This window comes from Mycobacterium sp. IDR2000157661, assembly GCF_022317005.1.
GTDB lineage: Bacteria > Actinomycetota > Actinomycetes > Mycobacteriales > Mycobacteriaceae > Mycobacterium.
This window is the reverse complement of sequence record NZ_CP081006.1, coordinates 196,282-222,698: the sequence shown is the minus strand read 5'-3', so window position 1 is coordinate 222,698 and position 26,417 is coordinate 196,282. Positions and strand designations below refer to the sequence as shown.

26 protein-coding genes and 1 pseudogene are annotated in these 26,417 nt (G+C 67.3%); 5 read left to right on the top strand and 22 right to left on the bottom strand.

The features are described 5' to 3' along the window. Window positions 1-26: 26 nt before the first annotated feature. The 3 genes and pseudogenes from K3G64_RS02005 to K3G64_RS01995 all read left to right on the top strand — a co-directional run bounded on the left by K3G64_RS02005 (window position 27) and on the right by K3G64_RS01995 (window position 1,929). Complete coding sequence (locus K3G64_RS02005; protein ID WP_238888589.1) at window positions 27-632, top strand: TetR/AcrR family transcriptional regulator; 606 nt, start codon at window positions 27-29, stop codon at window positions 630-632. Between the two features lie 4 nt (window positions 633-636). Next, a pseudogene (locus tag K3G64_RS02000) lies at window positions 637-1,352 on the top strand (PIG-L deacetylase family protein). A gap of 82 nt (window positions 1,353-1,434) precedes the next feature. Next, entirely contained in the window at window positions 1,435-1,929 is a 495-nt protein-coding gene (locus tag K3G64_RS01995; protein WP_238888587.1) for a general stress protein, read from the top strand. 80 nt (window positions 1,930-2,009) lie between these two features. Here the strand turns inward: K3G64_RS01995 and K3G64_RS01990 are convergent, their stop codons facing one another. Further along, the gene (locus tag K3G64_RS01990; RefSeq protein WP_238888585.1) at window positions 2,010-3,038 is read right to left on the bottom strand and encodes a YihY/virulence factor BrkB family protein; all 1,029 of its coding nucleotides are present in this window, start codon (window positions 3,036-3,038) and stop codon (window positions 2,010-2,012) included. 428 nt (window positions 3,039-3,466) lie between these two features. Here K3G64_RS01990 and K3G64_RS01985 point away from each other — a divergent pair, with 428 nt between their 5' ends. Both K3G64_RS01985 and K3G64_RS01980 read left to right on the top strand, forming a co-directional pair. After that, window positions 3,467-4,864, top strand: coding sequence for a phosphatase PAP2 family protein (locus K3G64_RS01985; protein WP_238888583.1), 1,398 nt, complete (start codon window positions 3,467-3,469; stop codon window positions 4,862-4,864). Continuing rightward, the gene (locus tag K3G64_RS01980; RefSeq protein WP_238888581.1) at window positions 4,833-5,828 is read left to right on the top strand and encodes a YihY/virulence factor BrkB family protein; all 996 of its coding nucleotides are present in this window, start codon (window positions 4,833-4,835) and stop codon (window positions 5,826-5,828) included. The genes K3G64_RS01985 and K3G64_RS01980 overlap by 32 nt, the downstream gene beginning before the upstream one ends. Window positions 5,829-5,841: 13 nt before the next feature. Here K3G64_RS01980 and K3G64_RS01975 read toward each other — a convergent pair whose 3' ends face one another. The 21 genes from K3G64_RS01975 to K3G64_RS01875 all read right to left on the bottom strand — a co-directional run bounded on the left by K3G64_RS01975 (window position 5,842) and on the right by K3G64_RS01875 (window position 26,409). After that, window positions 5,842-6,615, bottom strand: coding sequence for an enoyl-CoA hydratase (locus K3G64_RS01975; RefSeq protein ID WP_238888580.1), 774 nt, complete (start codon window positions 6,613-6,615; stop codon window positions 5,842-5,844). Window positions 6,616-6,624: 9 nt separating this feature from the next. After that, window positions 6,625-8,205, bottom strand: a complete 1,581-nt coding sequence (gene nuoN / locus K3G64_RS01970; protein WP_238888579.1) for an NADH-quinone oxidoreductase subunit NuoN — start codon at window positions 8,203-8,205, stop codon at window positions 6,625-6,627. Continuing rightward, the gene (locus tag K3G64_RS01965) at window positions 8,202-9,782 is read right to left on the bottom strand and encodes an NADH-quinone oxidoreductase subunit M (RefSeq protein ID WP_238888578.1); all 1,581 of its coding nucleotides are present in this window, start codon (window positions 9,780-9,782) and stop codon (window positions 8,202-8,204) included. Before K3G64_RS01965 ends, nuoN begins: the two co-directional genes overlap by 4 nt. After that, window positions 9,779-11,659 carry an NADH-quinone oxidoreductase subunit L gene (gene nuoL, locus K3G64_RS01960; RefSeq protein ID WP_238888577.1) on the bottom strand — a complete coding sequence of 627 codons (1,881 nt, stop codon included), beginning with the start codon at window positions 11,657-11,659 and terminating at the stop codon, window positions 9,779-9,781. Before nuoL ends, K3G64_RS01965 begins: the two co-directional genes overlap by 4 nt. Before the next feature lie 40 nt (window positions 11,660-11,699). Beyond that, entirely contained in the window at window positions 11,700-11,999 is a 300-nt protein-coding gene (gene nuoK, locus K3G64_RS01955; RefSeq protein WP_238888570.1) for an NADH-quinone oxidoreductase subunit NuoK, read from the bottom strand. After that, window positions 11,996-12,766: an NADH-quinone oxidoreductase subunit J gene (locus tag K3G64_RS01950; protein WP_238888569.1), complete on the bottom strand. Its 771-nt coding sequence runs from the start codon at window positions 12,764-12,766 to the stop codon at window positions 11,996-11,998. The genes nuoK and K3G64_RS01950 overlap by 4 nt, the downstream gene beginning before the upstream one ends. Further along, window positions 12,763-13,299, bottom strand: a complete 537-nt coding sequence (nuoI, locus tag K3G64_RS01945) for an NADH-quinone oxidoreductase subunit NuoI (protein WP_238888568.1) — start codon at window positions 13,297-13,299, stop codon at window positions 12,763-12,765. Before nuoI ends, K3G64_RS01950 begins: the two co-directional genes overlap by 4 nt. Then, window positions 13,292-14,530, bottom strand: coding sequence for an NADH-quinone oxidoreductase subunit NuoH (gene nuoH / locus K3G64_RS01940; RefSeq protein ID WP_238888567.1), 1,239 nt, complete (start codon window positions 14,528-14,530; stop codon window positions 13,292-13,294). The genes nuoI and nuoH overlap by 8 nt, the downstream gene beginning before the upstream one ends. Further along, the gene (locus K3G64_RS01935; protein WP_238888566.1) at window positions 14,527-16,923 is read right to left on the bottom strand and encodes an NADH-quinone oxidoreductase subunit G; all 2,397 of its coding nucleotides are present in this window, start codon (window positions 16,921-16,923) and stop codon (window positions 14,527-14,529) included. Before K3G64_RS01935 ends, nuoH begins: the two co-directional genes overlap by 4 nt. Window positions 16,924-17,009: 86 nt before the next feature. After that, window positions 17,010-18,326, bottom strand: a complete 1,317-nt coding sequence (nuoF, locus tag K3G64_RS01930; protein WP_238888565.1) for an NADH-quinone oxidoreductase subunit NuoF — start codon at window positions 18,324-18,326, stop codon at window positions 17,010-17,012. Continuing rightward, a complete protein-coding gene (nuoE, locus tag K3G64_RS01925) occupies window positions 18,323-19,189 on the bottom strand; it encodes an NADH-quinone oxidoreductase subunit NuoE (protein WP_238888564.1) in 867 nt (288 codons plus the stop codon). Before nuoE ends, nuoF begins: the two co-directional genes overlap by 4 nt. Before the next feature lie 60 nt (window positions 19,190-19,249). Beyond that, window positions 19,250-20,584, bottom strand: a complete 1,335-nt coding sequence (locus K3G64_RS01920) for an NADH-quinone oxidoreductase subunit D (protein ID WP_238888563.1) — start codon at window positions 20,582-20,584, stop codon at window positions 19,250-19,252. Continuing rightward, window positions 20,584-21,210 (bottom strand): NADH-quinone oxidoreductase subunit C, encoded by a 627-nt coding sequence (locus tag K3G64_RS01915; protein ID WP_238950346.1) that lies wholly within the window; start codon window positions 21,208-21,210, stop codon window positions 20,584-20,586. Before K3G64_RS01915 ends, K3G64_RS01920 begins: the two co-directional genes overlap by 1 nt. An 89-nt stretch (window positions 21,211-21,299) precedes the next feature. Then, window positions 21,300-21,854: a NuoB/complex I 20 kDa subunit family protein gene (locus K3G64_RS01910; RefSeq protein ID WP_238888562.1), complete on the bottom strand. Its 555-nt coding sequence runs from the start codon at window positions 21,852-21,854 to the stop codon at window positions 21,300-21,302. Next, window positions 21,845-22,216 (bottom strand): NADH-quinone oxidoreductase subunit A, encoded by a 372-nt coding sequence (locus K3G64_RS01905; RefSeq protein WP_238888561.1) that lies wholly within the window; start codon window positions 22,214-22,216, stop codon window positions 21,845-21,847. Before K3G64_RS01905 ends, K3G64_RS01910 begins: the two co-directional genes overlap by 10 nt. A gap of 165 nt (window positions 22,217-22,381) precedes the next feature. Further along, window positions 22,382-22,783 (bottom strand): Rv3143 family two-component system response regulator, encoded by a 402-nt coding sequence (locus K3G64_RS01900; protein WP_238888560.1) that lies wholly within the window; start codon window positions 22,781-22,783, stop codon window positions 22,382-22,384. 15 nt (window positions 22,784-22,798) lie between these two features. After that, window positions 22,799-23,332 carry a YceI family protein gene (locus K3G64_RS01895; RefSeq protein ID WP_238888559.1) on the bottom strand — a complete coding sequence of 178 codons (534 nt, stop codon included), beginning with the start codon at window positions 23,330-23,332 and terminating at the stop codon, window positions 22,799-22,801. Window position 23,333: 1 nt separating this feature from the next. Beyond that, window positions 23,334-23,735, bottom strand: a complete 402-nt coding sequence (locus K3G64_RS01890) for a nuclear transport factor 2 family protein (protein WP_238888558.1) — start codon at window positions 23,733-23,735, stop codon at window positions 23,334-23,336. 60 nt (window positions 23,736-23,795) lie between these two features. Next, a complete protein-coding gene (locus K3G64_RS01885; protein WP_370647057.1) occupies window positions 23,796-24,194 on the bottom strand; it encodes a DUF6285 domain-containing protein in 399 nt (132 codons plus the stop codon). After that, complete coding sequence (locus K3G64_RS01880; RefSeq protein WP_238888556.1) at window positions 24,152-25,165, bottom strand: phosphotransferase family protein; 1,014 nt, start codon at window positions 25,163-25,165, stop codon at window positions 24,152-24,154. Before K3G64_RS01880 ends, K3G64_RS01885 begins: the two co-directional genes overlap by 43 nt. Continuing rightward, the gene (locus tag K3G64_RS01875) at window positions 25,162-26,409 is read right to left on the bottom strand and encodes an acyl-CoA dehydrogenase family protein (protein ID WP_238888554.1); all 1,248 of its coding nucleotides are present in this window, start codon (window positions 26,407-26,409) and stop codon (window positions 25,162-25,164) included. Before K3G64_RS01875 ends, K3G64_RS01880 begins: the two co-directional genes overlap by 4 nt. Window positions 26,410-26,417: the final 8 nt, after the last annotated feature.

Here is a 26,417-nt window from a genome sequence, read left to right as displayed (position 1 = left end):
AGTATTACGATACGGTGGGTAGCGATATGAAAGCAGACGCGTTCTCGGATGACAAGACCCCTGCGGCCGGTCGGCCGCGGGACCCGCGTATCGACGCTGCCATACTGCGGGCCACCGCGGATCTGCTTGTGCAAATCGGCTATTCGAATCTGACCATGGCCGCGGTCGCCGAGCGGGCCTGCACCACCAAGACGGCCCTGTACCGCCGGTGGTCGAGCAAGGCCGAACTGGTGCACGAGGCGGCGTTTCCGGCGGCGCCGACCGCCATCGAGACTCCGCCGGGCGACATCGCCGCCGATATCCGCGCCATGGTGGCCGCCACCCGCGACGTGTTCACCAGCCCCGTCGTGCGGGCGGCGCTGCCCGGGCTGATCGCCGACATGGCCGCCGACGCCGACCTCAACGCCCGCGTCATGAATCGCTTCACCGGGGTGTTCTCGGCGGTGCGCACCCGCATCGTCGACGCTGTTCGGCGCGGCGAGGTCAACGCGGGCGTCGACCCGGATCGGCTCGTCGAGGTGATCGGGGGAGCCACGCTGCTGCGGATGCTGTTGGCGCCCGGCCGACCGCTGGGCGACGACTGGGTCGAGCAGACCACCGCCATCGTCGTACACGGTGTGTCGAGCGCGTGATGACATGACCGCGGCGGCCGAGGTTTCGCCGTTTCCCGCCGACTGGCGCACGGCGCTGGTCCTGGTGCCGCATCCCGACGATCCGGAGTACGGCATCGGCGCGGCGGTGGCCAAGTGGACGGCCGACGGCAAGACCGTGCATTACGCGTTGGCGTCGCGGGGCGAGGCCGGCATCGCCGGCATGCCCCCGCAGCAGGCCGGTCCAATCCGCGAGGCCGAACAGGTGCGCTCGGCCGCCGTCGTCGGGGTGCGCGACGTTCAGTTCTGGGGCTTCCCGGACGGCCGGATCCGCGATAGCCCCGAACTGCGCGCGAAGATCGCCTCGACGATCATCGCAATGGACCCCGACGTGGTGATCACCATCTACAGCGGCCCGCAGTGGGCGCCGGACGCACCGAACCAGCGGGACCATATCGAATTCGCCAATGCCGTTGCCGCCGCTTATGATTCGTTGGCCGCGCCGCCTACCTGGTTGTTCGAGAACGGCCGGACGCCACCCACGGCGAAGTGGTGGACGGCTACACCGAGACCGCCGTCGAGTCGCTGGCCGCCCACCGTGTGTATTTGAGCGTGCTCGACCCCGACACCCCGGTCGAGGTGCAGGCGCGGCGACAGGTCGAGATGACGACCCGTCCGCGGCCGGAGTTCGGCGATCGGCCCGCGGTGGACTTCATTCTGCGGCGCGCACGCGGCGTCGGGGCGGACACCCGCGGAAGGTAACGAAGTCGTAACGATGGGCTTTGCCGGGTGTCGCACTCTATCGCCGGGGCACCTGCGGTACCTGAGCGGAAGGGAGATACCGATGTCTGAACCCACGAATGCCACTGAGCATCAAGACGCAGATGCGCGGACCCTCGACAAGCGACGGCTGCTTGCGTCCTTCTCGGACTACGCAGATGCGCAGGCACTGGTGGACCGCATGTCCGACGGCGGCTTTCCGGTCGAGCACGTCAGCATCGTGGGCGACGGTGTGCGCACCGTGGAACATGTCACCGGCCGGGTGACCAAAGCCAAGGCCGCGCTGGCGGGCGCAGGCACCGGCGCATGGCTCGGTGCGTTCGTAGGGCTGCTGTTCCTGTTGTTCACGGTGGGCCCGTTCTGGTACTGGATCTGGGTGCTGCTCATCCCGATTCTCATCGGCGCCCTGTTCGGGGCCGTGTTCGGGTTCGTTGCGCACTGGTCGACGCGCGGCAAGCGCGACTTCTCCAGTGTGCAGACCCTGATGGCGTCCCGGTATGACGTTTTCGTCAGCACCGAACACGTCGAGGCGGCAACACGATTCGTGTCTCAGCGATGAGGAGTCGGGATGAATCTTTCCGAGGATGAACAACGCGCGTTCGCGCGGATCGAGGAGCAGTTGCGGGCCGACGGCCTGCGTTACGAGCCGACCGCCTCGGCCGTGCCGCTGGGCTGCGCGCCGCCGCGCTGACAATACGCGGCGCCACGCGTGAAGGGCACGACACGGGCTGGCTGAATCTCGGTGTCTTCGAAGGCGCCCTCATGCTCACCGGCGCACGTGGCTTCGACCTGCGCCGAAATGGCCAGGGCGAAGAATAGGGCAATCGAGGTGAGGAATCCCCACAGCAGCAGCACCACCACCGCCGTGAGCGGCCCGTACACGCTGCCGAGGTTGTCGGAGAACGCCAGGTACACCACGACGATGCCGGTGAAGACCAGCCACAGCATCAACACGATGCCCGTGCCCAGGGCGAGGAAGGACCAGGCGGGCTGACGCCGACGCGGCGCGAAACGCAGCATCGCGGTGACCGAGGCCAGCAGCAGCGCGACACCCAACGCCATGGCGGCGGCGGTGATTTCGTCGTCGTCGAACCCGTATACGCGCTCGACCGCCTCCCCGAAGGTGGTCGCTGCGACCAACAGGATGTAGCCCGCCAGTGTCGGGAACCCTGCCAGGAACGCCATGCCGAACGCGCGGGTGTACTTCTGCAGGGCCGGCCGGTCGCGCTGTATGCCGTAGATCCGGTTGGCGCCGCGTTCGACCTGACCCATCCCCGTCGTCATGGCGAAGACGGCCACGAACACGCCGAGCCACAGCGCCACGACGGAACTGTCGTCGCCCCAGGAGTGTGCCAAGGCGTTGCCGACCACCGCGTCCGAGGCCCCCGGGGTGAGCTGCAGCAGCGTCAGCCTCAACACCGTCCCGCTGCGTTCGGAGTAGTAGGTGTTGCTCAGCCCGACAGCGGCGATCATCAACGGCACCATGGCCAGCGAGAGCTGAAAGCCCAGCGCACGCGAATGCGAGAAACCGTCGCCGTAGCGGAATCGGCGGAAGGACTCGATCAGCAGTCTGCGCCGACCGCTGCCGAGCACCCGCCATGCCGTTCGACCGCCGAGTTCACGACCCGCCATGGTCGCCGTTTCGGGCACGCGAGGGACCGAACTCATGTCGCCACCGTGATCGAATTCATATTCGAGCTCGAGAAGCGTTGCTTTGCAGTGCGTTTCGGCAGAAGCGCACACATGCACCGGAAAGCGCCATTCCGACCACGTACCCGAGCGTCCGGCTCGTAAACGGTGAGAGGGCACAGACGCTAACGAAACGATAACAACGGGTGTGATCCGGCCGCTGTGGGGCACTGCCTCGAGGAGTACGGCTGGGGCGACGCCGGTTCGTGCCACCCGTATGGCGGCGAGAAATTCCTGATCGCCGACAACGTCAAAGGACGTCCCACAGGAACCGCACTGACGAACGGCGAGGCGACACCATTCCCGAACGAGAGCTGACGAACGAGCGGACCACACGCGCCGACCGCCCAGATGCCGGGGGGCGCCGAGCGAATCGCGCAGATAGACACCGGCCCGCCGGCTCCGGCGTGCGGCACCGCACCAGCGCCTACCTGCTGATCGGCTCGGGAGCGCTGTTTCTGCTGCTGCTGGTGCTGGTTGCCACCGGCTGGCGTCCGTTGAAGTCGGCGGACCAGGCGATTCTCGATGCGCTGAACACCGCGGTGTCCGGTTCACCGCTGGTGCAGGGGGCCTTGACGGTCGTCACCAGCTTCGGCGGGTCCATCGTCGCCTGGATTGCACTGGCGGCAGCGGTCGTGTGGTTGCTCATCCGACGTGAAGGAGCCCTGGCGGTCTACGTCACGCTGACCGGGCTGGGCGCCACCGCATTGACAAGCGGGATCAAAGCCCTGGTGGACCGCCCCCGGCCCACCGTCGAGGCACCCGTTGCGGCGGCGCCCGGGCTGAGCTTTCCCAGCGGTCACTCCCTGGGCTCGGCTGTCACCTACGGGGTGCTGGTGCTGGTGTTCCTGCCCATCGTGGCGCCGCGGTGGCGGCGCTCGGTGATCACCGTCGCGGTGGCGATGGTCCTCGCGATCGGTGTCAGCCGGATGGCGTTGGGCGTTCATTATCCGTCCGATGTGCTCGGCGGGTGGCTGCTCGGCATCTGGTGGATCACACTGACCGCCATCGCCTTCCGCCGCTGGCACAGTGCGGTCGGGCTGGGCAGTCCGCCGCTGACCGAGGGATTGGAACCCGAGGAGCGCGAGCACCTGCAACCCGCGCCCGAGCACGATCCGCCGCTACCCGCCGGCTGGTACAGCGTCGTCAATCTCCTGGTGGCTGCGGTCTTGATCTGGGGTGCGACGGTCGCTCTGGGCTTCCTCGTCACGTCGGTGGCCGTGCTGCGGTCGATGGACGCGTCGGTGGCGCGGTGGTTCGCCGACATCCGCTCCGAAGCGCTCACCGATGTCTTCTTCACGATCAGCCGGATCGGTGACACCTCATCGGTGGTCGCTGTGCTGTTGGTGACCGCGGCGATCCTGTTCGCGCTTACCGACCGCCGGCGGCCGTCGCTGTTCCTGGGCGTCGCCGTCGGCGGTGAAGTGCTGCTGTTCCTTGCGATCGCGCGGGTGGTGGGGCGGACGCGGCCGGACGTCGAACACCTGTCGCCGGGTCTTCCGCCGACATCGTCGTTCCCCTCCGGCCACGTCGCCGCGACGATGAGTCTCTACGGCGCCGTCGCTGTGCTGATCGTTTTGTGGTCGCGATCATCGTGGCGCTACCTTGCGCTGGGCGCCGCGCTGCTGCTCGCCGTGGCGGTGGCGGTGGCACGGATGTACATCGGCGTCCACTACGTCACCGACGGCGTCGCCAGCATCCTGTTCGTGACCACTTGGCTGGCCGCCTGCTGGTGGACGCTGCGTCCCGGGCCCGATGCGCAGAGAGATCGACATGACGAACTCGAGAAGTCGACGAAAGGTTGAGGGGCCGACCGGCCTGAAGCGCCAGGTAGTCGGTTACGCGTTGCGCAGGACAGCCCGCGAGTTTCAGCGAGACGAATGTTTCGATCTGGCGGCGGCCCTGACGTATTACGGCGTGCTGTCGGTGTTTCCGGCGCTGCTGGTGATGGTGTCGCTGCTCGGCCTTGTCGGGCAGACTGAGCGCACCACCGACACCGTGCTCGGCATTCTGGATCGCATCGTGCCGCAGTCGGTGGTGAACACGCTGCGGACGCCCATCGAGCAATTGGCGGCATCCTCGTCCGCGGGCCTCGCCCTGCTGATCGGCCTGGCCGTGGCGCTGTGGTCGGCTTCCCGCTACATCGGGGCGTTCGGGCGCGCGATGAACCGCATCTACGGCGTCGAAGAGGGCCGGTCGATCTGGCGACGGCTGCCGGTCCGGCTCCTCATCACGATCATCACCCTGCTGTTGGTGACGGCCGAGGCGTTGATGCTGGTGCTGAGCGGCCCGATCGCGCAGGCGATCGGTCGCACCGTCGGATTGGGTGATGCGGCCCTGACCGTCTGGAGCTACGCCAAGTGGCCGGTGGTGCTGCTGTTCGCGATGGTGATGATCGCGATCCTGTACACGGCGACGCCCAACATCAGGTCGGTGCGGGTTCGCTGGGTCAGCGTCGGCGCCTTCGTCGCGGTTCTGACATGGGTGGGCGCATCGCTGGCGTTCGCCCTCTACGTCGCGAACTTCGGCAGGTTCAACGAGACCTACGGGGCGCTGGCCGGTGTGATCGTGTTTCTGCTGTGGATGTGGGTCACCAATCTGGCTCTGCTGCTCGGCGCGGAACTGGACGCCGAACTGGAACGGGCGCGTCAACTTCAGGCGGGCCTCCCCGCCGAGCACCACCTGCAGCTGGCGTTGCGCGACGAGGCCGACGACTCCGGCTACCGCAACCAGGTAATGGAGGCGGTCCGGATCCGCGAGCGCGCCTGAGCTGGCGGGCCCTTCAGCTCCCGATCTGCCGCTTGTTCCGGTCCGACACCGCCTGGAACCGGTCGCCGAGCCCGTCCAGATCGCGATGCTGGGCGAACGCAATGCTCTCCTCGGCGGCCAACGCCGGGTCGATCACCGCGGCTGCACCCGTCGTGTAGATCTGCTTCAATCCCGACATCACCGAACCGGGTACCTCGGTGATCTGCGTGGCCAACTCAACGGCGCGCTCGATGAGACGTTCGTGCGCCACCACCTCGGTCACCAGCCCGATACGTTCGGCGCGTGCGGCGTCGACCACCTCTCCGGTCATCGACAGCCGGCGCGCCATCGCGGCCCCGACCAGTTGCGGCAGTCGCGCCGTCATCCCCCCGCCCGGCAGGATGCCCACCCGAGCATGGGTGTCGGCGAAGACGGCCCGCTCCGAGGCCACCAGAAAGTCGCAGCCCAACGCCATCTCCAGGCCGCCGGTGAACGTTGCGCCGTTGATCGCGCCGACCGTGGGCGTCCGCATCTGGGCGACGGCGGCGATGCAACTCTCGGACCGGAACTCCTCGAAATAATCCAGTCCGTCACGCTGGGCCTCCTTGAGGTCCACGCCGGCGCAGAACGCCGGATCGGCTCCGGTCAGCACGACGGCGCGGACGTCCTCGTCGGCGTCGGCCGCTGTCAACGCCGCATAGGTCGCACGAATCAGGTCCCGGCTCAATGCGTTTCTGGCCCCGGGCCGGTTCAGTGTGAGCACTCGGACCGCGCCGTGGTCGGAGTGCAGGACGAGCGGATCAGCCATGGGGGGAAACTAGCGCAGGAACTGGTCGGCGCTATTGGCCAGGTCCAGCAAGGGTTGAGGCAACGCGCCGAGCGCGAAGGTGACGGCCGCGGTGACGGTCACGACGGCGGTGCTCAGCCAGCTCGGCGCCACGACCGTCGGTGCATCGGCCGGCGGGTCGGTGAAGAACATCAGCACGATGACCCGCACGTAGAAATAGGCCGCCATCGCGCTGGCGATGACACCGACGACCACCAAAGGGATCGCGCCGCCCTCGCCTGCCGCCTTGAACACTGCGAACTTACTGACGAAGCCGCTGGTCAACGGGATACCGGCGAAGGCCAGCAGGAACAGCGAGAACATCACGGCCACCACGGGATAACGTCTGCCCAGCCCGGCCCACCGCGCCATCGCGGTGTCCTCGTCACCGTCGGCGGTGTTGCGCACCAGGCTCACGATCGCGAACGCGCCGACCGTGCTGAAGCCGTAGGCGAACAGGTAGAACAGGGTCGACGAGAGGCCCGCTTCGTTCCCGGCGATCACACCGGTGAGGATGAAGCCGGTGTGCGCGACGGCCGAGTAGGCCAGCATCCGCTTCACATCGGTCTGCGTGATGGCGGTGACCGTGCCGAACACCATCGTCAGAATCGCCACCGCCCACAGCACGGGGCGCCAGTCGCCGCTCAGGCCCGGCAGGGCGACATAGAAGACGCGCAGCATCGCGCCGAACGCCGCGATCTTGGTGGCTGCGGCCATGAATGCGGTGATAGGCGTCGGCGCGCCCTGATAGACGTCCGGAATCCACGAATGGAACGGCACCGCGCCGATTTTGAACAGGATGCCCACCAGCAGCAGGCCCGTGCCGATAAGCGCCAGCGACGTGTCAGCGGTCCCGCTCTCCACCACCTCGGCGATGCCGCGGAAATCGAGTGTCCCGGCGAAGCCGTACACCAGCGCCGCGCCGAAAAGAAAGAATGCCGACGAGAAGGCGCCCAGCAGAAAGTATTTCAGCGCCGCTTCCTGCGACAAGAGGCGATGGCGACGCGCGAGCCCACACAGCAGATACAGCGGCAGAGAGAGCGCCTCGAGCGCGATGAACATCGTCAGCAGATCGTCGGCGGCCGGGAACAGCAACATGCCGCCGATCGCGAACATCGTGAGCGGAAACACCTCGGTCTGGATGACGCCGGCCTTGGTCGCCAACTGCTCGGCGACGGCGCCGGGCACGGCCGACGCCTGTGGGGTGAACGCATCCAGGCCGCGTCCTGCCGTTCTGCCGTCGGCTTGCGCGCCGGCCTGCCGTTCGGCGATGAGCATGACACCCAGCACGCCCATCACCAGGATCGTGGCCTGCAGGAACAACGCCGGCGCATCGATGACGACGGCGCCCATCACCGCGGACCGGCCCACCGCGCCGTCGAGATCGCGGAATACCAGAACGACCGCCACCGCCGCGGCGGCCAGGGCGCCCAGGCTGAGCGTCAGTTGCGCTCGGTAGCGGCTCGCCCGAGGCAGGAACGCCTCGACGAGCACACCGGCGATCGCCGCCCCGAACACGATCAGCATCGGAGACAGCAGGCCGTACTCGACAACGGGTGCTTGGACGTTCATCGAATCGGCCCTTCCGCCATCGGGGGCACCGGGTCTTGCTGGTCGATCGTGGTCAGCGTGTGTGTGACCGCGGGATTGATCACGTCGAGCGCGGGCTTCGGGTACACACCCAGCACGATCAACATCGCGATCAGCGGGGCGACGACCACGAGTTCGCGCGGAACCAGGTCACGCAGCCGGTCGTTGCCGTCGGTGACCGGACCGGTCATCATCCGCTGATACATCCACAGGATGTAGATCGCCGACAGCACCAGCGCGGTCGCGGCGAACACGGCCAGCACCGGGTAGCGGGTGAATGTGCCGATGAGGACCAGGAACTCGCTGATGAAAGGCGCCAGTCCGGGTAGCGACAAAGTGGCAAGGCCCGCGACGAGGAAGGTGCCCGCCAGCACGGGGGCCACCTTCTGCACTCCACCGTAGGACGCGATGAGGCGAGAACCCCTGCGCGTGACCAGGAATCCGGCGATCAGGAACAGCGCGGCGGTCGACAGGCCATGGTTGACCATGTACAGCGTCGAGCCCGCCTGGCCCTGGCTCGTCATCACGAAGATTCCCAGGATGATGAAGCCGAAGTGGGAGATGGAGGTGTAGGCGATCAGGCGCATCACGTCGGTCTGACCGATCGCCACGACGGCGCCGTAGACGATGCCGATCACCGCTAGCGTGATGATCAGCGGCCGGAAATAAGCTGAGGAGTCGGGGAACAGCTGCAGGCAGTACCGCAGCATGCCGAAGGTTCCGACCTTGTCCATGACCGCCATCATCAGCACCGCACTGGCCGGGGTGGCTTCGACCGCGGCGTCGGGCAACCATCGGTGGAACGGCCACAGCGGTGCCTTGATCGCGAACGCGAACATGAAGCCACCGAACAGCATGTGCATGACGGCGGGATTGACGGCAAGCTCGCCGCTCGAGACCGCCGCGACGATCGCCCGGAAGTCGAATGTGCCTGCGGCGAAAGCGTCGCTCTGCGCGGTCACGACGTAGAGGCCGATCACCGCGGCGAGCATGATGAGGCCGCCGAACAGGTTGTACAGCAGGAACTTCACGGCGGCCCTGGAAGACTCGGTGCGCCTTCCTCCAGATCCCCCGAACCCGCCGATCAGGAAGTACATCGGGATCAGCATCGCCTCGAAGAAGACGTAGAACAGCAGCACGTCGAGGGAGGCCAGCGACATGAGCACCATGCCCTCGACGGCCAGCGTCAAAGCGAAATAGGCGTGCGTCGAGCGCCCGCCCCATGCGGCCTGGTCGCTGACGTCGTTCCAGCCGGCGATCAGCAGCAGCGGCACCAGCACCGCGGTGAGCGCGACGATCGCCAGGGCGATGCCGTCGAGCCCGAGGATGTAACCCGTGCCGAACGACGGGATCCATTGGTACGACTCGACGAACTGGTACTGCTCGCCGCCGGGGTCGAACTGCACCGCCAACAGCACCGTGACGACCAGGACGACCAGAGACACCACGAGCGCAAGCCATTTCGCCACCGCGCGCAGCGAAGCGGGCAGCAGGATCACCACCGCGGCGCCGACGATCGGCACCGCCCATAACACCGTCAACCAGGGGAATGTCGTCACCACAGCTGCACCGCCAGGATCGCGCCGACCAACAGGATCGCGCCTGCCAACATCGACAGCGCATAGGACCGGGCGAAGCCGGTCTGGGTCTGCCGAAGTCCGGCCGATGTCCGGGACACCAGCGTGGCCAGGCCGGTGCCCGCGCCCTCCACCGCTTCATCGTCGATTTCGACCAGCCCCCTGGTGAGCTGCTGTCCCGGCCGCATGAAGACCTCTTCGTTGAACGCGTCACCGTACAGATCGTTGCGCGCCGCGACGGTGAGCGCCGACCCCGCAGGCACGTCCTCGGGCACCGCCCGGGTGCCGTACATGCGATAGGCGATCACGATGCCGACGGCCACCACCGCCAGGATCACGGTGGTCACCACCCACACCGGAGCGACGTGGTGGATCTCGTGTGTGCCCACGACCGGTTCGAGCCAGTGCTCGAGTGTTCCACCGATGGCGAACGCGGCGCCGGACCCGACCGAGCCGATCGCCAGCAGGATCATCGGCCAGGTCATCACCTTGGGCGCCTCGTGGGGATGCGCGTGTGCGGCCCAGCGCTTCTCGCCGAAGAACGTCATCAGCATCACCCGCGTCATGTAGAACGCGGTGATGCCTGCACCGAGAATCGTGACGCCACCGAGGATCCACCCCTTCACCCCACCGGCGCCGAGTGCCGCCTCGATGATCCCGTCCTTGGAGAAGAACCCGGCCAGCGGTGGCACGCCGATGATCGCGAGGTAACCGAGGCCGAAGGTGGCGAAGGTGATCGGCAGCGCCTTGCGCAGCCCGCCGTAGCGCCGCATGTCGACCTCGTCGTTCATGGCGTGCATGACCGAACCGGCGCCGAGGAACAACCCGGCCTTGAAGAAGCCGTGGGTGAGCAGGTGCATGATTGCGAAGGCGTAGCCGGCCGGTCCCAGGCCCGCGGCGAGCACCATGTAGCCGATCTGCGACATCGTCGACGCCGCAAGCGCTTTCTTGATGTCGTCCTTCGCGCAACCGATGACGGCGCCGAACAACAGGGTCACCGCACCGACGATCACGACGCCCAGTTGTGCGGCGGGCGCGAGGTCGAAGACCGGTCCCGACCGCACGATCAGGTAGACGCCGGCGGTGACCATGGTGGCGGCGTGGATCAGCGCCGAGACCGGCGTCGGGCCCTCCATCGCATCGCCCAGCCAGGACTGCAGCGGTACCTGCGCCGACTTGCCGCACGCCGCCAGCAGGAGCAGCAGGCCGATGGCCGTCAGCACGCCCTCGCCGACCTCCGGCGCGGCGGCGAACACGTTCTCGAACGACACCGACCCGATGTAGGCGAACATCACCATCAGTGCCACGGCCAGGCCGATGTCGCCGACACGGTTGACGACGAACGCCTTCTTGGCCGCGGTGGCCGCCGACGGCTTGTACGACCAAAAGCCGATCAGCAGGTATGACGCCAGGCCGACGCCCTCCCAGCCGACATACAGGCCCAGGAAGTTGTCGGCAAGGACCAGCAGCAGCATCGCCGACAGGAACAGGTTGAGGTACGCGAAAAACCGTCGCCGCTCGGGATCTTCGGCCATGTAGCCGACCGAGTAGATGTGGATGAGGGAGCCGACACCGGTGATCAGCAATACGAAGCACATGGACAGCGGATCGAGCAGCAGGCCGAAGTCGACCTGCAGTCCGGCCACCGGCACCCAGCTGAACAGCGACTCGTGGATGGTGCGCTGCCCGTCGTCGCGACCGAGCATCTCGGCGAACAACAGCGCGCCGACCGCGAACGACCCGAGGGCGGCCGCGCAGCCCAGCAGGTGGCCCCAGCCGTTGGTGCGTCGCCCGCCCAGAAGCAGTATCAGCGCACCCGCCAGCGGCAGGGCGATCGTCAGCCACACAGGAGTTGTCATCACACCCACCCAGGTTGTCTCTTCTTCGCGCTAGCGCTCATCAGTGTTTGAGCAGGTTGGCGTCGTCGACGGATGCCGACCGGCGGGCGCGGAAGATGGTCATGATGATCGCCAGACCGATCACCACCTCGCAGGCGGCGACGACCATGGTGAAGAACGCCACCACCTGCCCGTCGAGTTGGCCGTGCAGCCGCGAGAACGTGACGAAGGCGAGGTTGCACGCGTTGAGCATCAGTTCCACGCACATGAACATGACGATCGCGTTGCGGCGCAACAACACCCCGGCCGCGCCGATGGTGAACAACAGTGCGGACAGATAAAGGTAGTACTCGGGGCTCATTCGTCACCCTCGTCGCCGTTGTCCGGGCCGACGGTCCGTCGCTGCAGCAGCGCGCTGACCGAGAGCTCGGATGCCGATCCGTCCGGGAGCCGGGCCGCCACGTCGACGGCGTTGCTGCGTGCATACACACCCGCGGTGGGCAGCGTCGTCGGATGGCCGCCGGGCCGGAACCGGTCCTGCGCCAACTCGCGCTGGGTCTTGCGGCGCTCGAACCGCTCTCGGTGTGCCAGCACCATGGCGCCCAGTGCGGCGGTGATGATCAACGCGCCGGTCAACTCGAACGCCCACAGGTAGCGGGTGAACAGCAACGCAGCCAGGCCCTGCACATTGCCGTTCGCGTTGGCCTGCGCCAGCCCGGTGAAACCGCCCACCGAGACATTGCCGATACCGGCGATGAGCAGGATGCCGAAGCCGACGCCGACGACGATCGCCGCGACTCGTTGGCCGCGAATGGTTTCGACCAGCGAGTCCGACGAATCGACGCCGATGAGCATCAGCACGAACAGGAACAGCATCATCACCGCGCCGGTGTAGACCACCACTTGCACGACGCCGAGGAACAGCGCGTCCTGGGTGATGTAGAAGACAGCGAGCACGATCATCGTGGTGGCCAGGAACATCGCCGAGTAGACCGTCTTGGGTGCGGCGACGACGCCGATCGCGCCGATTACCGCGACCGCGCCGAGTACCCAGAACAGCACCGCTTCGGTGGTCGAGGTGGGGACCCCGCCGTCGGCGACCGCCGTGGTGAGGAAATCGAGGCTCACCGGGCGTCCTCGGTTGCCTCGGTTTTCAGAGGTTTCACCTTGCCCCGGTAGTAGTCCTCGTCGGTGCTTCCCGGCGCCATCGGGTGCGGTGCCGGCAGCATGCCCGACTCCAGCGGAGCGAGCAGTTTGTCCTTGCCCCAGATCAGGTCGGCGCGGTTGTCGTCGGCCATCTCGTAGTCGTTGGTCATAGTCAGCGCGCGGGTGGGACAGGCCTCGATACACAGCCCGCACCCGATACAGCGCAGATAGTTGATCTGGTAAACCCGGCCGTACCGTTCACCGGGGGAGAACCGTTCCTCCTCGGTGTTGTCGGCGCCCTCGACGAAGATGGCGTCCGCGGGGCAGGCCCATGCGCACAACTCGCAGCCGATGCACTTCTCCAGCCCGTCGGCATACCGGTTCAGTTGGTGGCGGCCGTGATAGCGCTTGGCTACGGGGCCGGGCTTCTCCGGATACTGTTCGGTGAGGCGCTTCTTGAACATCGTCCGGAAGGTGACCCCGAACCCCGCGATCGCATCGAAGAACCTAGGCATTGGACTTCTCCTTCGGGGCGGTGCCCGTCGAGGGCAGCGGTGGCACCGGATACGCGCCCGATTCCAGATCCTGCACGGTGGTGGCCGGCATACGTCTGCTCCGAACAGTTCGCCAGAGTCCGACCAGCACCAGCAGCGCGACCACGACGGCCACCGTGATCAGGGCCGCGGTGAGGTCGTCGTAGCCCTGGTTGCGCAAGCTGCGGACGCTCGAGACGATCACGATCCACACCAGCGACACGGGCATCAGGATCTTCCAGCCCAACGCCATGAACTGGTCGTAGCGCATGCGGGGCAGGGTGCCGCGCAACCAGAAGAAGACGAACATGAAGCCCCAGACCTTGGCGATGAACCACAGGAGGGGCCACCAGCCGGAGTTGGCGCCGTCCCACATGTTGATCGGCCACGGCGCGTGCCAACCGCCGAGGAACAACGTGGTCGCCAGCGCGGAGACCGTGATCATGTTCACGTACTCGGCGAGCATGAACATCGCGAATTTGATCGACGAGTACTCGGTGTGGAACCCGCCGACCAGTTCGCCCTCGGCCTCGGGCAGATCGAAAGGCGCGCGGTTGGTTTCACCGACCATGGAGATGAGGTAGATGATGAACGACGGCAGCAGCGGGAAGATGAACCAGAGACCCTGCTGGCTTGCGACGATCCCGGATGTCGACATGGTGCCCGCGTAGAGGAACACCGCCACGAACGACAGCGCCATCGCGATCTCGTAGGAGATCACCTGCGCACTGGACCGCAGCCCGCCCAGCAGGGGATAGGTGGATCCGGAAGCCCAGCCCGCCAACACGATTCCGTACACGCCGATCGACGTCGCCGCCAGCACGTACAGGACCGCGACCGGCATGTCGGTCAACTGCAACGCGGTGCGCTGCCCGAAGACGGACACCTCGCCGCCCATGGGGATCACGGCGAACGCGATGAACGCGGGAACCGCCGCGATCACCGGTGCGGCGAGATAGACGAACCTGTCCACCCCTGCCGGGATCAGCCCCTCCTTGAGCGCCAGCTTGACCCCGTCCACCAGCGACTGCAGCAGTCCCCACGGCCCGACGCGGTTGGGGCCGGGGCGCATCTGCATCCAGCCGAGCAACTTTCGCTCGATCAGGATCGCGACCAACACCGACAGCATGAGGAACGCGAAGATCGCGACCGCCTTGACGACGATCAGCCACCATGGATCGTGACCGAAGAGCGTCGGATCGGGATACGTCATGATGAGGCCCGCCCGATCGACACGACGGCTCCGGCAGTCACCCCGAGCGTCAGGTGCACCTGCGAACCGATGGAGTTCAGCGGCACCCACACGGTGCCGTCGGGCATCGCGGTGATCTCCAGCGGCAGCGTCAGTTGCCCGCGGCCGGTGCCCACCGTCACCAGATCGCCGTCGGCGGCGCCGATGCCTGTGGCGGTGGCCGCCGACATCCGGGCCACGGCGACATGGGCGGTACCCGCCAGATGGGGTTCGCCGTCCTGCAGTCGGCCGGCGTCCAGCAATAGCCGCCAGCCGGCCAGCACGGCCTGCCCAGGGGCCGGTGGCGTCGGCTCCGGCGCGGTGACCGCGGGCCCGTCCTGGCGTCGACCGCCCCAGAGCCCGAGCCGCGCCAGCTCCTCACCCGCGGCCGTAGCACTCGACATGTTCAGGTCGATGCCGAACTCGTCGGCCAGGAATCCGAGCACCCGGCGGTCAGCGGCGGCGTTGCTCTGTAGCGACGGGCCGAAGGGACGAATGCGCCCCTCCCAGTTCATGAACGCGCCGTCCTTCTCGGTGACGGGTGCGACGGGGAACACCACGTCGGCGAGCGCGGTCACGGCGCTGTCCCTGATTTCGAGGCTCACGACGAACGGCACCGCCTGGATCGCGGCCAACGCCGCGTCGGGGTCGGGCAGATCGGCCGGCTCCACCCCGCCGACCACCAGCGCGCCCAACTCGCCGCGGCGGGCGGCGTCGAGGATCGCGGCGGTGTCGCGGCCGGGCGTGCTCGGCAGCTCGCCGAAGCTCCACCCGGCGGACGTCTGCTCGCGCGCCGCCGGATCCGAGAGCGGACGACCACCGGGCAGCAGACCGGGCAGCGCACCGGCCTCCAGGGCGCCGCGTTCGCCGGCACGTCGCGGTATCCACGCCAGCCGGGCGCCGGTCGCGGCCGCCAACCTGCCTGCGGCCGACAGCGCCCCGGGTGAGGTGGCCAGCCGCTCGCCGACCAGGATCACCGCGCCCGGCATCGTCAACTGCGCGTCATCCACCAGCCCGTCGAGCGCCGCCGCTTCGCCACCCGGTGCCGCGGCGATCAATTGACCGCGCAGTTTGGCCAGCGCGCGGCTGGCGAACGGGGCGACGGACTTGACTTGCAGTCCCTTCTTGCGGACGGCCTTGCGCAACCGCAGGAAGACGATCGGCGACTCCTCTTCCGGTTCGAACCCGGCCAGCAGCACGGCGGGGGCCTGCTCCAGATCGGCGTAGGTGACCTGCATCGGTTGACCCGCGATGTGGGCGGCGAGGAAGTCGGCCTCCTCGGCGCTGTGGGGCCGCGCACGGAAGTCGATGTCGTTGGTCTGCAACACCATCCGGGCGAACTTCGAGTAGGCGTAGGCGTCTTCGACCGTCATCCGTCCACCCACCAGCACGCCCGCGTTTCCCCGGGCGGCAGCCAGGCCGGCGCTGGCGACGCTGATCGCCTCGGACCAGGAGGCCGGCCGCAACGCTCCGTCCTCCTCGTCGCGCACCAGCGGGGTGGCGATCCGGTCACCCTGGGTGGTGTAGGTGAAGGCCCAGCGGCCCTTGTCGCAGTTCCACTCCTCGTTGACCTCGGGGTCGTCACCAGCCAAGCGCCGCAACACTTTTCCGCGACGGTGGTCGGTGCGCTGCGCGCAACCCGACGAACAGTGTTCGCACACGCTGGGGCTGGACACCAGGTCGAAGGGCCGGGCGCGGAACCGGTAGGCGGCGCCGGTGAGCGCTCCGACCGGGCAGATCTGCACGGTGTTGCCGGAGTAGTACGACTGGAACGGCTCGCCCGGGGCGATGCCGACCTGTTGCAACGCGCCCCGTTCGAGCAGCTCGATGAACGGGTCACCGGCGATCTGTTCGGAGAACCGGGTGCAGCGGGCGCACAGCACGCAACGCTCACGGTCCAGCAGCACCTCCGAGGAGATGTTGATCGGCTTGGGGAAGGTGCGCTTGACGTCCTCGAAGCGGGTCTCCGCACGGCCGTTGGACATCGCCTGGTTCTGCAGCGGGCATTCACCGCCCTTGTCGCACACCGGGCAGTCCAGCGGATGGTTGATCAGCAGCAGCTCCATCACGCCCTGCTGCGCCTTGTCGGCGGCCTCGGAGGTGAGCTGGGTGCGCACCACCATGTCCGAGGTGCACGCGGTGGTGCAGGAAGCCATCGGCTTGCGCTGGCCCTCCACCTCGACGAGGCACTGCCTGCAGGCGCCTACGGGGTCGAGCAGTGGATGGTCACAGAACCGCGGGATCTGAACGCCGATCAGCTCGGCCGCCCGGATCACCAGCGTGCCCTTGGGAACATTGACACCTACGCCGTCGATGGTGAGGTTCACCATCTCCACCGGAGTGACTTCGGTGCCCGTGTCAGCTGTCTGCGTCATCTAGAAATCCTTTCCGGCCGGGACGGTGCCGGTTCGTACGCGACGCGCGGCGACCGCCGTATGACGGCGCACGATCGATGCCGTCCTCATACGCCCGCCCCCTCGGTGGCCATCAGCGTCGAGGCGTGCGGGTCGAACGGGCAGCCCCCCGACAGGTGCGCCAGGTACTCGTCGCGGAAGAACTGGATCGACGACAGGATGGGGGAGGCGGCGCCGTCGCCCAAGGCGCAGAACGACTTTCCGAAGATGTTGTCGGAGATGTCGAGGAGCTTCTGGATGTCGGCTTCGGTCCCCGCGCCCGTCTCGAGGCGTTCGTAGATCTGTGCCAGCCAGTAGGTGCCCTCCCGGCACGGTGTGCACTTTCCGCAGGATTCGTGGGCGTAGAACTCGGTCCAGCGCCGCACGGCCCGCACCACACACGTGGTCTCGTCGAAGATCTGCAGCGCCTTGGTGCCCAGCATGGTGCCCGCGCCGGCCATCCCCTCGTAGTCCAGCGGCACGTCGAGATGTTCGTCGGTCAACAACGGCGTCGACGAACCGCCCGGCGTCCAGAACTTCAGCGTGTGCCCGGCGCGCACACCACCGGCGAGGTCGAGCAGTTCGCGCAGCGTGATGCCCAGCGGTGCCTCGTACTGGCCGGGCGTGGTGACGTGGCCCGACAGTGAGTACAGCGTGAATCCCGGCGATTTCTCCGAACCCATCGAGCGGAACCAGTCGACGCCGTTGAGCAGTACCGGTGGCACGCTGGCGATCGACTCAACGTTGTTGACGACCGTCGGGCAGGCATAGAGGCCGGCCACCGCGGGGAACGGGGGGCGCAGCCTGGGCTGCCCGCGGCGACCCTCAAGGGAGTCGAGCAGCGCGGTCTCCTCGCCGCAGATGTAGGCGCCCGCCCCGGCGTGCACGATCAACTCGAGGTCGAATCCCGAGCCGTTGATGTCGGTGCCGAGATAGCCGGCTTCATACGCCTCGGCGACAGCGGCCTGCAGCCGTCGCAGCACCGGAACCACCTCACCGCGTACGTAGATGAACGCGTGGTGCGCGCGGATCGCGTACGCCGCGATGATCACGCCCTCGATCAGGAAGTGCGGCGTGGTCAGCATCAACGGAATGTCTTTGCAGGTGCCGGGTTCCGACTCGTCGGCATTGACGACCAGGTAGTGCGGCTTGGCGGCCGCACCGGTGTCGCCCTGGGGAATGAACGACCACTTGGTGCCGGTCGGGAAGCCCGCACCGCCGCGGCCCCGCAGCCCGGAGTCCTTGACGAACGCGATCACGTCGTCGGGCGCCATCGTCAGCGCCTTCTCCAGCGCGCGGTATCCGTCGTGGCGGCGGTAGGTCTGCAGCGACCACGGCTCCGGCTCGTCCCAGAACCGGCTCAGGACGGGGGTCAGTGCGGTCATGCCTTCGAATCCGTTGCTTCTGTGCTTGTTTCGGTGGTGTCGGGCTTCGGCGGCACCGTGGCAGACGGCCCGGGGGCGGGCGCGTCGCTGGTGGCTTCGGCGCCTGCCTCCGCGTCGTCGGGCGTGTCGTGGGGCTGCGCGGGCACATCGGCCCTCGGCGCGGCCATGCCCTTCTCGTGGGCCACCCGGAGCCCGGCCAGCGTCGCTTCGCCGGGCGGCCCGCCGCCGGACCGGTGATCGGGCAGACCGGCCAGCGTGCGGGCGGTCTCGCGGAAAGTGCACAGCGGGGCGGACCCACGCGTCGGATCCGGTGGCGTCCCGGCGCGCAGGCCGTCGACGAGATCGCGGGCCGATGAGGGCGTTTGGTTGTCGTAGAACTCCCAGTTGACCATCACGACCGGTGCATAGTCACACGCCGCGTTGCATTCGACGTGTTCGAGTGTGACCCGCCCGTCGGTGGTGGTCTCGCCTGCGTGCACGCCCAGATGATCCTGCAGCGCTTCGAGGATCGCGTCACCGCCCATGATCGCGCACAAGGTGTTGGTGCACACACCGACGAGGTACTCGCCTGTCGGCGTGCGGCGGTACATCGAGTAGAAGGTCGCCACCGCGGTGACCTCGGCGTCGGTCAGGCCCAATTGACCGGCACAGAAAGCGATTCCGGCAGGCGTCAGATAACCGTCCTCGGACTGGACGAGGTGCAGCAACGGCAACAATGCCGAACGTCCCTGCGGGTACCGGGCGATGATCTTCTCGGCGTCGGCGGCCAGCCTGGTCGTGACGTCATCTGGATACGACACCGGCCCGTGGATCGGCGGGCCGGGTTCGTCGGGTCGCTGACCCAGTTCGAGAAACACGCTCATCGATACCCTCGCCTCTTCGCGCAAGCGCTCATCGGTGTATTCGTCTCTTCGCGCAAGCGCTCATCGGTCCACGCCTCCCATGACCGGGTCGATCGACGCCACCGCGGTGATCGCATCGGCGACCAGGCCGCCCTCGCACATCGCCGCCACGGCCTGCAGGTTGTTGAACGACGGATCGCGGTAGTGCACCCGGTAGGGCCGGGTGCCGCCGTCGGAGACCATGTGCACGCCGAGCTCGCCGCGCGGTGACTCGACCGCGACGTAGACCTGCCCGGGCGGCACCCGGATACCCTCGGTGACCAGCTTGAAGTGGTGAATCAGGCCCTCCATCGAATGGCCCATGATCTTGGAGATGTGTTCGGCCGAGTTGCCGAGCCCGTCGGGCCCGAGCTTGAGATCGGCCGGCCAGGCGATCTTCTTGTCCTGGATCATCACCGGGCCCGGCTGCAACCTCTCCAGGCACTGCTCGATGATCTTCAGCGACTCGTGCATCTCCTTGACTCGGATCACGTAGCGCCCGTAGGAGTCGCAGGCGTCGTCGGTGATGACGTCGAACTCGTAGTTCTCGTATCCGCAGTAGGGCTGTGCCCTGCGCAGGTCGTGGGGCAGGCCGGTGGACCGCAGGCACGGCCCGGTGATGCCCAGGGCGATGCACCCGGTCAGGTCCAGGTAACCGATGCCTTGGGTGCGGGCCTTCCAGATGTAGTTCTCGCTGAGCAGGTCCTCGAGATCCTTCAGCCGTTTGGGCATCAGCTTGAGCATGTCGCGGATCTGCGGGATCGCTTCGTCGGGCAGATCCATCGCCACGCCGCCGGGCCGGATGTAGGCGTTGTTCATCCGCAGCCCGGTGATGGTTTCGAAGATCGACAGGATCTGCTCACGCTCGCGAAAGCCGTAGAACATCGCGCCCATCGAGCCGAGTTCCATACCGCCGGTCGCCAGCGCGACCAAATGTGAGGAGATGCGGTTGAGCTCCATCATCATCACGCGGATGACGCTGGCCCGCTCCGGAATGTCGTCGGTGACGCCGAGCAGCTTCTCGACGCCCAGGCAGTACACCGTCTCGTTGAAAAGCGGTGACAGGTAATCCATTCGGGTGACGAACGTGACGCCCTGCGTCCAGTTGCGGAACTCGAGGTTCTTCTCGATCCCGGTGTGCAGGTAGCCGATGCCCGCCCGCGCCTCGACGATGGTCTCGCCCTCGATCTCCAGGATCAGCCGCAGCACGCCGTGCGTGGACGGATGCTGCGGGCCCATGTTGACGACGATGCGTTCGCCGACATTGGCGTCGGCGTTCCGGCGGGCCGCCGCGACGACTTCGTCCCAGTCCTGTCCGCCTACCACGACCACCGTTTCGGGACCGCCCGGTTCGGGCGGGTTGGGGGTTGTGCTCATCAGTTGTAGGCCCTCCGCTGATCCGGCGGCGGAATCTCGGCGCCGTGGTACTCCACCGGAATCCCGCCCAACGGGTAGTCCTTGCGCTGCGGGTGACCCACCCAGTCGTCGGGCATCTCGATGCGGGTCAGCGCGGGATGGCCGTCGAAGATGATGCCGAAGAAGTCGTAGGTCTCCCGCTCGTGCCAGTCGACGGTCGGGTACACCCCGAACAGCGACGGGATGTGCGGGTCGTCGTCGGGTGCGGCGACCTCCACCCGGATGCGTCGGTTGTGGGTGATCGACATCAACGGGTACACCGCGTGCAATTCGCGACCCTTGTCGTCGGGGTAGTGCACCCCGCTCACCCCGAGGCACAACTCGAAGCGCAGCGCCGGGTCGTCGCGCAGTACCTGGGCGGTCGCCGGCAAGTGTTCGCGCCGGACCTCCAGCGTGAGCTCGTCGCGGTAGACCACCACGCTCTCGACGGCGGCCGCGTAGTCCTCCTCGCCGATCCTGGCGGCCAGGCTGTCGACGACCTCGTCGAAGTAGCCGCCGTACGGACGCGGCGAGCCGCCCGGCAGCGCCACCGGGCGCACCAGGCGGCCGTAGCCCGACGTGTCGCCGGAGCCCGTGGCACCGAACATGCCGCGCCGGACGCCGATCACTTCGGGGGGTTGCAGGTCGGCCTGGGGACCCGGCTCGGCACCCGTGGCCGGGCCGTTGTCGTTGTCGGTCACCGCAGCAGGCCTTTGAGCTCGATCGTCGGGGTCACGGCCAGGGCGGCCTTCTCGGCTTCGCGAATCGCCTCCTCGCGGTGCACGCCGAGCGGCATCTCCTGAATCTTGTCGTGCAGCTTGAGGATTGCATGCAGCAACATCTCCGGACGGGGCGGGCATCCGGGCAGGTAGATGTCGACGGGCACGACGTGATCGACGCCCTGGACGATGGCGTAGTTGTTGAACATCCCACCCGACGACGCGCACACGCCCATCGCCAGCACCCACTTGGGCTCGGCCATCTGGTCGTAGATCTGCCGCAGTACGGGCGCCATCTTCTGGCTCACCCGCCCGGCGACGATCATCAGATCGGCCTGGCGGGGGGTGGCCGAGAACCGTTCCATGCCGAACCGTGAGATGTCGAACCTCGGCCCCGCCGTCGCCATCATCTCGATCGCGCAGCAGGCCAGCCCGAACGTCGCGGGCCACAGCGAGCCTTTGCGGATGTAGCCCGCCACCTTCTCGACCGTCGAGAGCAGGATGCCGGCGGGCAGCTTCTCCTCTAGTCCCATGCCAGACCTCCCCGCCGCCAGACATACGCGTACGCCACGAACACCACGACCATGAACAGCAACATCTCCACCAGGGCAAACACCCCTAAATTGTCGAAGGCGACAGCCCAGGGATAGAGGAACACGATCTCGATGTCGAAGATGATGAACAACATCGCGGTCAGGTAGTACTTGATCGGGAAGCGCTGGCCCGCCGAATGGGCACTGGCCAGTTCCGGGACCGGCTCGATGCCGCACTCGTAGGCCTCGAGTTTGGACTGGTTGTAGCGCCGCGGACCGACAAACAGAGCTATGCCGACCGAGCCGACCGCGAACACGGCCGCAATAGCGCCAAGCACCAGGATCGGTGTGTACAAATCCATTCCGCGCAAACGCTCCCTCGTGGGCTGTCGATGTGAGCTTACCCACACCCTAGCGGGGTTAGCGATGGGTGCCACACCTTTTGATTAGTATCGCTATTGGCAACACGTGGCTATGTCGTCATGCCCGCAGAAGGCATGTGGCACAGGCGAATCCGTGTTCTCCGGCTACTGCACTGGCGCTCGCAGCAGAGAGCTGACGGCGTCGCCGAGCCGGATCGGGTCGATCGGGTGCGGAACGGCGGCCTCCGCGCGTGACCAACTCGCCAGCCACGCGTCGTCCGGCCGGCCGGTGAGCACCAGGACCGGCGGGCAGTCCGTGATCTCGTCCTTGAGTTGCTTGGCGATTCCCATGCCGCCGGTCGGGGTGGCCTCACCGTCGAGGATCACCAGATCGAACCCGCCCCGATCCATCTCCCGGATGACCATCGGACCGGTCGCCACCTCGAAATAGGTCAATTCCGGCAGGTCAGGGTGCACCCGTTTGCCGAGCGCCAGTTGTACCTGCTCGCGGGTCCTGGGGTTGTCGCTGTAGACGAGGACCCGCAACGGTGGCGATGACTCGACCATGCGGTGATCGTACGGCTAGCGGACGCGCCGGAACACCAAGTCACCGGAGATCGTGGCGGTGTCACCGATCATGCCGATCATGTTCCCGTCGACGCCGAAGTCCTGCCGGTTGACGGTGGCCCGCGTCTCGAGCCGCATGCCGCCGTCGCCGACCGCGGTGACCTTGGTCCGCAATGACAGCGGTTTGGTCGTGCCCTTCACGGTCAGCTGCGCATGCAGGTCGAGGGAGTCACCGTCGACCACGTCGGCCGACGAGACCACCACGACGATGTCGGGAAATTTATCGGCCGCAAAGAAATCGGCGGAGTGAAGATGTTCGTCGCGCTTGCGGATGCCTGTGCGCAGCGAGGCGGCCTTGATCTCGAGGCGGCCGGAAACCGTTTGCGGAGCGGCTAGTTGGCCATCGCCGCTGAACTCGGTGAACTTGCCCTTGACCGGAACAAGGCCCCACATCGACTTGCTCTTGACGGTGATCGTCGACCGGTCGGCGTCGACGGTCCAGGTTCCGGCGGTGTCCGGGTCGCTGAAAAACTCGCTGAGGCTTGCCATGTCAGTCTCCTTCTGAGGAACCCAGCAGCGGCGCCATCTCCGCCGGGTCGAAGTATTCGTCGATCCGGCCGATCAGACCGTTGGCGCCTACCTGCACGACCAGACACACCCGCATCGCGATCGACCCACCGTTGCGGCCGCTGGCGTGCAAGATGTGCTGCTGGACGAACCCACCGTCGAACAGGCGACGGTCCAGCACCTCGTAGCGGCGCTGAGTGGTCGCGTCGATGAACCAGTTGATCACCCGCAGGGCGCGGTCCTTATCACGGTCGCGGTCGGCGACCTTCCAGACCACCACGTCGTCGCTCCACAGGTGCTGGACTCCCTCACGGTCGCCGGTCTCGATTGCGTGGAAGAGGCGATCGGCCACGTCGGTGACGGTATCGGCGTCGACAACAGTCACTTGGCTGCCCTCCTTCGACCTTCTCGCTGTTCGAACGGTACTCAACGTTCGCCGCCGAAGTCACTCGGCATAGCCGAGGTGAGCGATGTCGAGTCGGTGCCGTACGACGGTCCGCAGCACGGGCAGCAGTTCGGCGCCCCGTCCGTCGAGCAGGCCGCCGCGGATCGCGTCGGCCAGCTCCAGCTCATCGGCGAAGCCCAGCGACCCCACCGCGTCGGTGACCTCGGCGACCGTGGTGTCGAGCAGTTCGCGTTCGACGATGCGCAGCACGTTCGCGGCCACCCGCGCGTGGAAGTTGACAGCACCGGCGTCGGCGGGCCGACGCTCGGGCCGAGTCGCTTCTCGCACGTCGGTCTCCAGGAAGCCGGCCACCGCCGCGACGAGCTCGGCTGCCGTCGGCCTCCCGTAGACTCCGCTCACCGCGGACCGCCTCCCTCGAGCAGATCGAGTATGTCCCATTCGGTTTCGCTGACCCGCCGTCCGATCGCGGCCAACTCGACCGACTGCGCCTGTCCGGACAGATGCCGCTCGGCCTGGAACCGGCAGATCACCCCCCAGCGCAGGGTCGCCACGGTGAGCCACCATCGGAACGCATCCCGGTCCAGCGCCTGTTCCGCGGCGGACTCGTAGGCGGACAGGAAGGTCTCCACGCTGCCCAGTCCGCCGGCTCCGAGTTCTTCGGAAGCGCCGAAGCGCCACGCCCGGATGCAGAACCAGGCCAGATCCTCGTACACCTCGCCGAGGTGGACCAGTTCCCAGTCCAGCACCGCCGCCAAACCGGACTCGTCGACGATCAGGTTGCCCATCCGGAAGTCGCCGTGCACCAGCACCTGCCGCAAAGGCTGCGGCCGGTGCGCGGTCAGCCAGCGAAACGCCCACTCGAAAGTGGCGGTTGTGTCGCCCATTTCGTCGAGCCGGTCCTGCCATTCGGTGAGCTGGTCCGACGCCGCGAGTTCGACACCGGCGTGGTCGGCGCGGTGGATGTCGGCCAGCGCCCGCGCGCACTGGTGCAGCAGACGGTCGCGGCCGTTGTCGTCGAGCGCGCGGTGGATCCTGCGGACGATGGTCTCCCCGTCGATGGCCTCACAGATCAGGTACGGATTGCCCAGTGCGGCAGGGGAGTTGTCCGCGCACAGGATGTGCGGCACCGGCGCGCCGGCGGCCGCCGCGCGCTGCTGCACGACGGCCTCGAGTTCCATGGGCGCGTGCACGTCGTCGGGTGGTCCGGTGCGCAGGATCAACGCCTGACGCTGATCGGCGTCTTGTTCGCTCCTCGCGTGCGCGGTGTCTTTTTCGCTCCTCGCGTGCGCGGTGACGGCGTCGAACGCCCACGTCGTCCTGCTCGCCCCACCGGTCAGTGCCCGCAGGTTCGCCACGGTGACGCCGTCCCCCAGTACCGGCCGCAGCACCGCCTCGAGTTCCGACTTCACTTGCGCCCGAACCCGAAGAGCCGTTGTGCGACCCGCCGGATCTGGATCTCCTCGGCGCCCTCGGTGATCCGGTACCGGCGGTGGTGGCGGTAGATGTGCTCGAAGGGCTCGTGCCTGCTGTAGCCGACCCCGCCGAACACCTGCATCGCCCGGTCGGCGGCCTCGCAGACCAGCCTGTTGGCGCGGTAGTTGGCCATCGACACCTTGTCGGAGACCTCTATGTGATGGTTGCGGTCCAGTTCGGTGGCCGCGTAGTACACCAGCAGCCGCACCATCTGCGCCTCGGTCTGCAGTTCCACCAGCGGCCACTGCACGGCCTGGTTCACCGACAGCGGCTTGCCGAACACGGTGCGCTCTCCCGCGTAGGCCACCGCCCGGTCGATGCAGTACTGCGCCGCGCCAAGGCTGCTGGCGGCCTGGCGGATCCGGTTCTCGTGCAGGAAGGTCTGGCCCACCTCGAGGCCGCGGTCCACCTCGCCGAGCACTGCGTCGGCGGGCACGCGCACGTCCTTCAGCTCCACCTCGCCGTGGTCGGTGGGCATGTTGAAGGTCCACCAGTAGAACGGCACCGCGAAGCCGGGCGAGTCCGTCGGCACCAGGAACGCGGTGATGCCCCGCGCCTGACCCGGTTCTCCGGATGTGCGGGCGAAGATCAGGTCGTGCGTGGCCCGGTGCACTCCGGTGTTCCACCGCTTGGTGCCGTTGATGACCCACTCCCCGTCTGCTGAGCCGTCGCGCACCGCGACGGTCTCCAGCCAGGTGGCGTCCGAGCCGTGATCGGGCTCGGTCAGTCCGAACGCCATCGACCGCTCACCGGTGATCAGCGCCTCGGTCCACTGCCGCTTCTGCTCGTCGGTGCCGAACCGGTCCATCATGATGACCTGGGGGAAGTTGCCGACGATCGACGACTCGTCCTGCAGGTCGTTGTGCAGGCCGAGCCCTTTGTGCGCCAGGTGCTCCCGGATGACCGCCATGTCGATGTTGCTGCCGTCGCGGCCGCCGAACTGGGAGGGCAGCCCGTAGCGCAGCCAGCCGGCCTCATCGGCGCGTTTGCGCATCTCGCCGAGCAGGTCCTCCCACTCGCGCCGCGGAATGCCGCCGTTGTCCCAGTCGGTGCGCGCGTGCTCGCGGCGCTTGTCGAAATACTGGATGTGGTCGCGTTCCAGCGGCTTGATCTCCGCCTCGATGAACGCGTCCATCTCGGCGAGCAGGCCGGGCAGGTGGTCGGGCAGGGTGAAATCCACAGTGATCT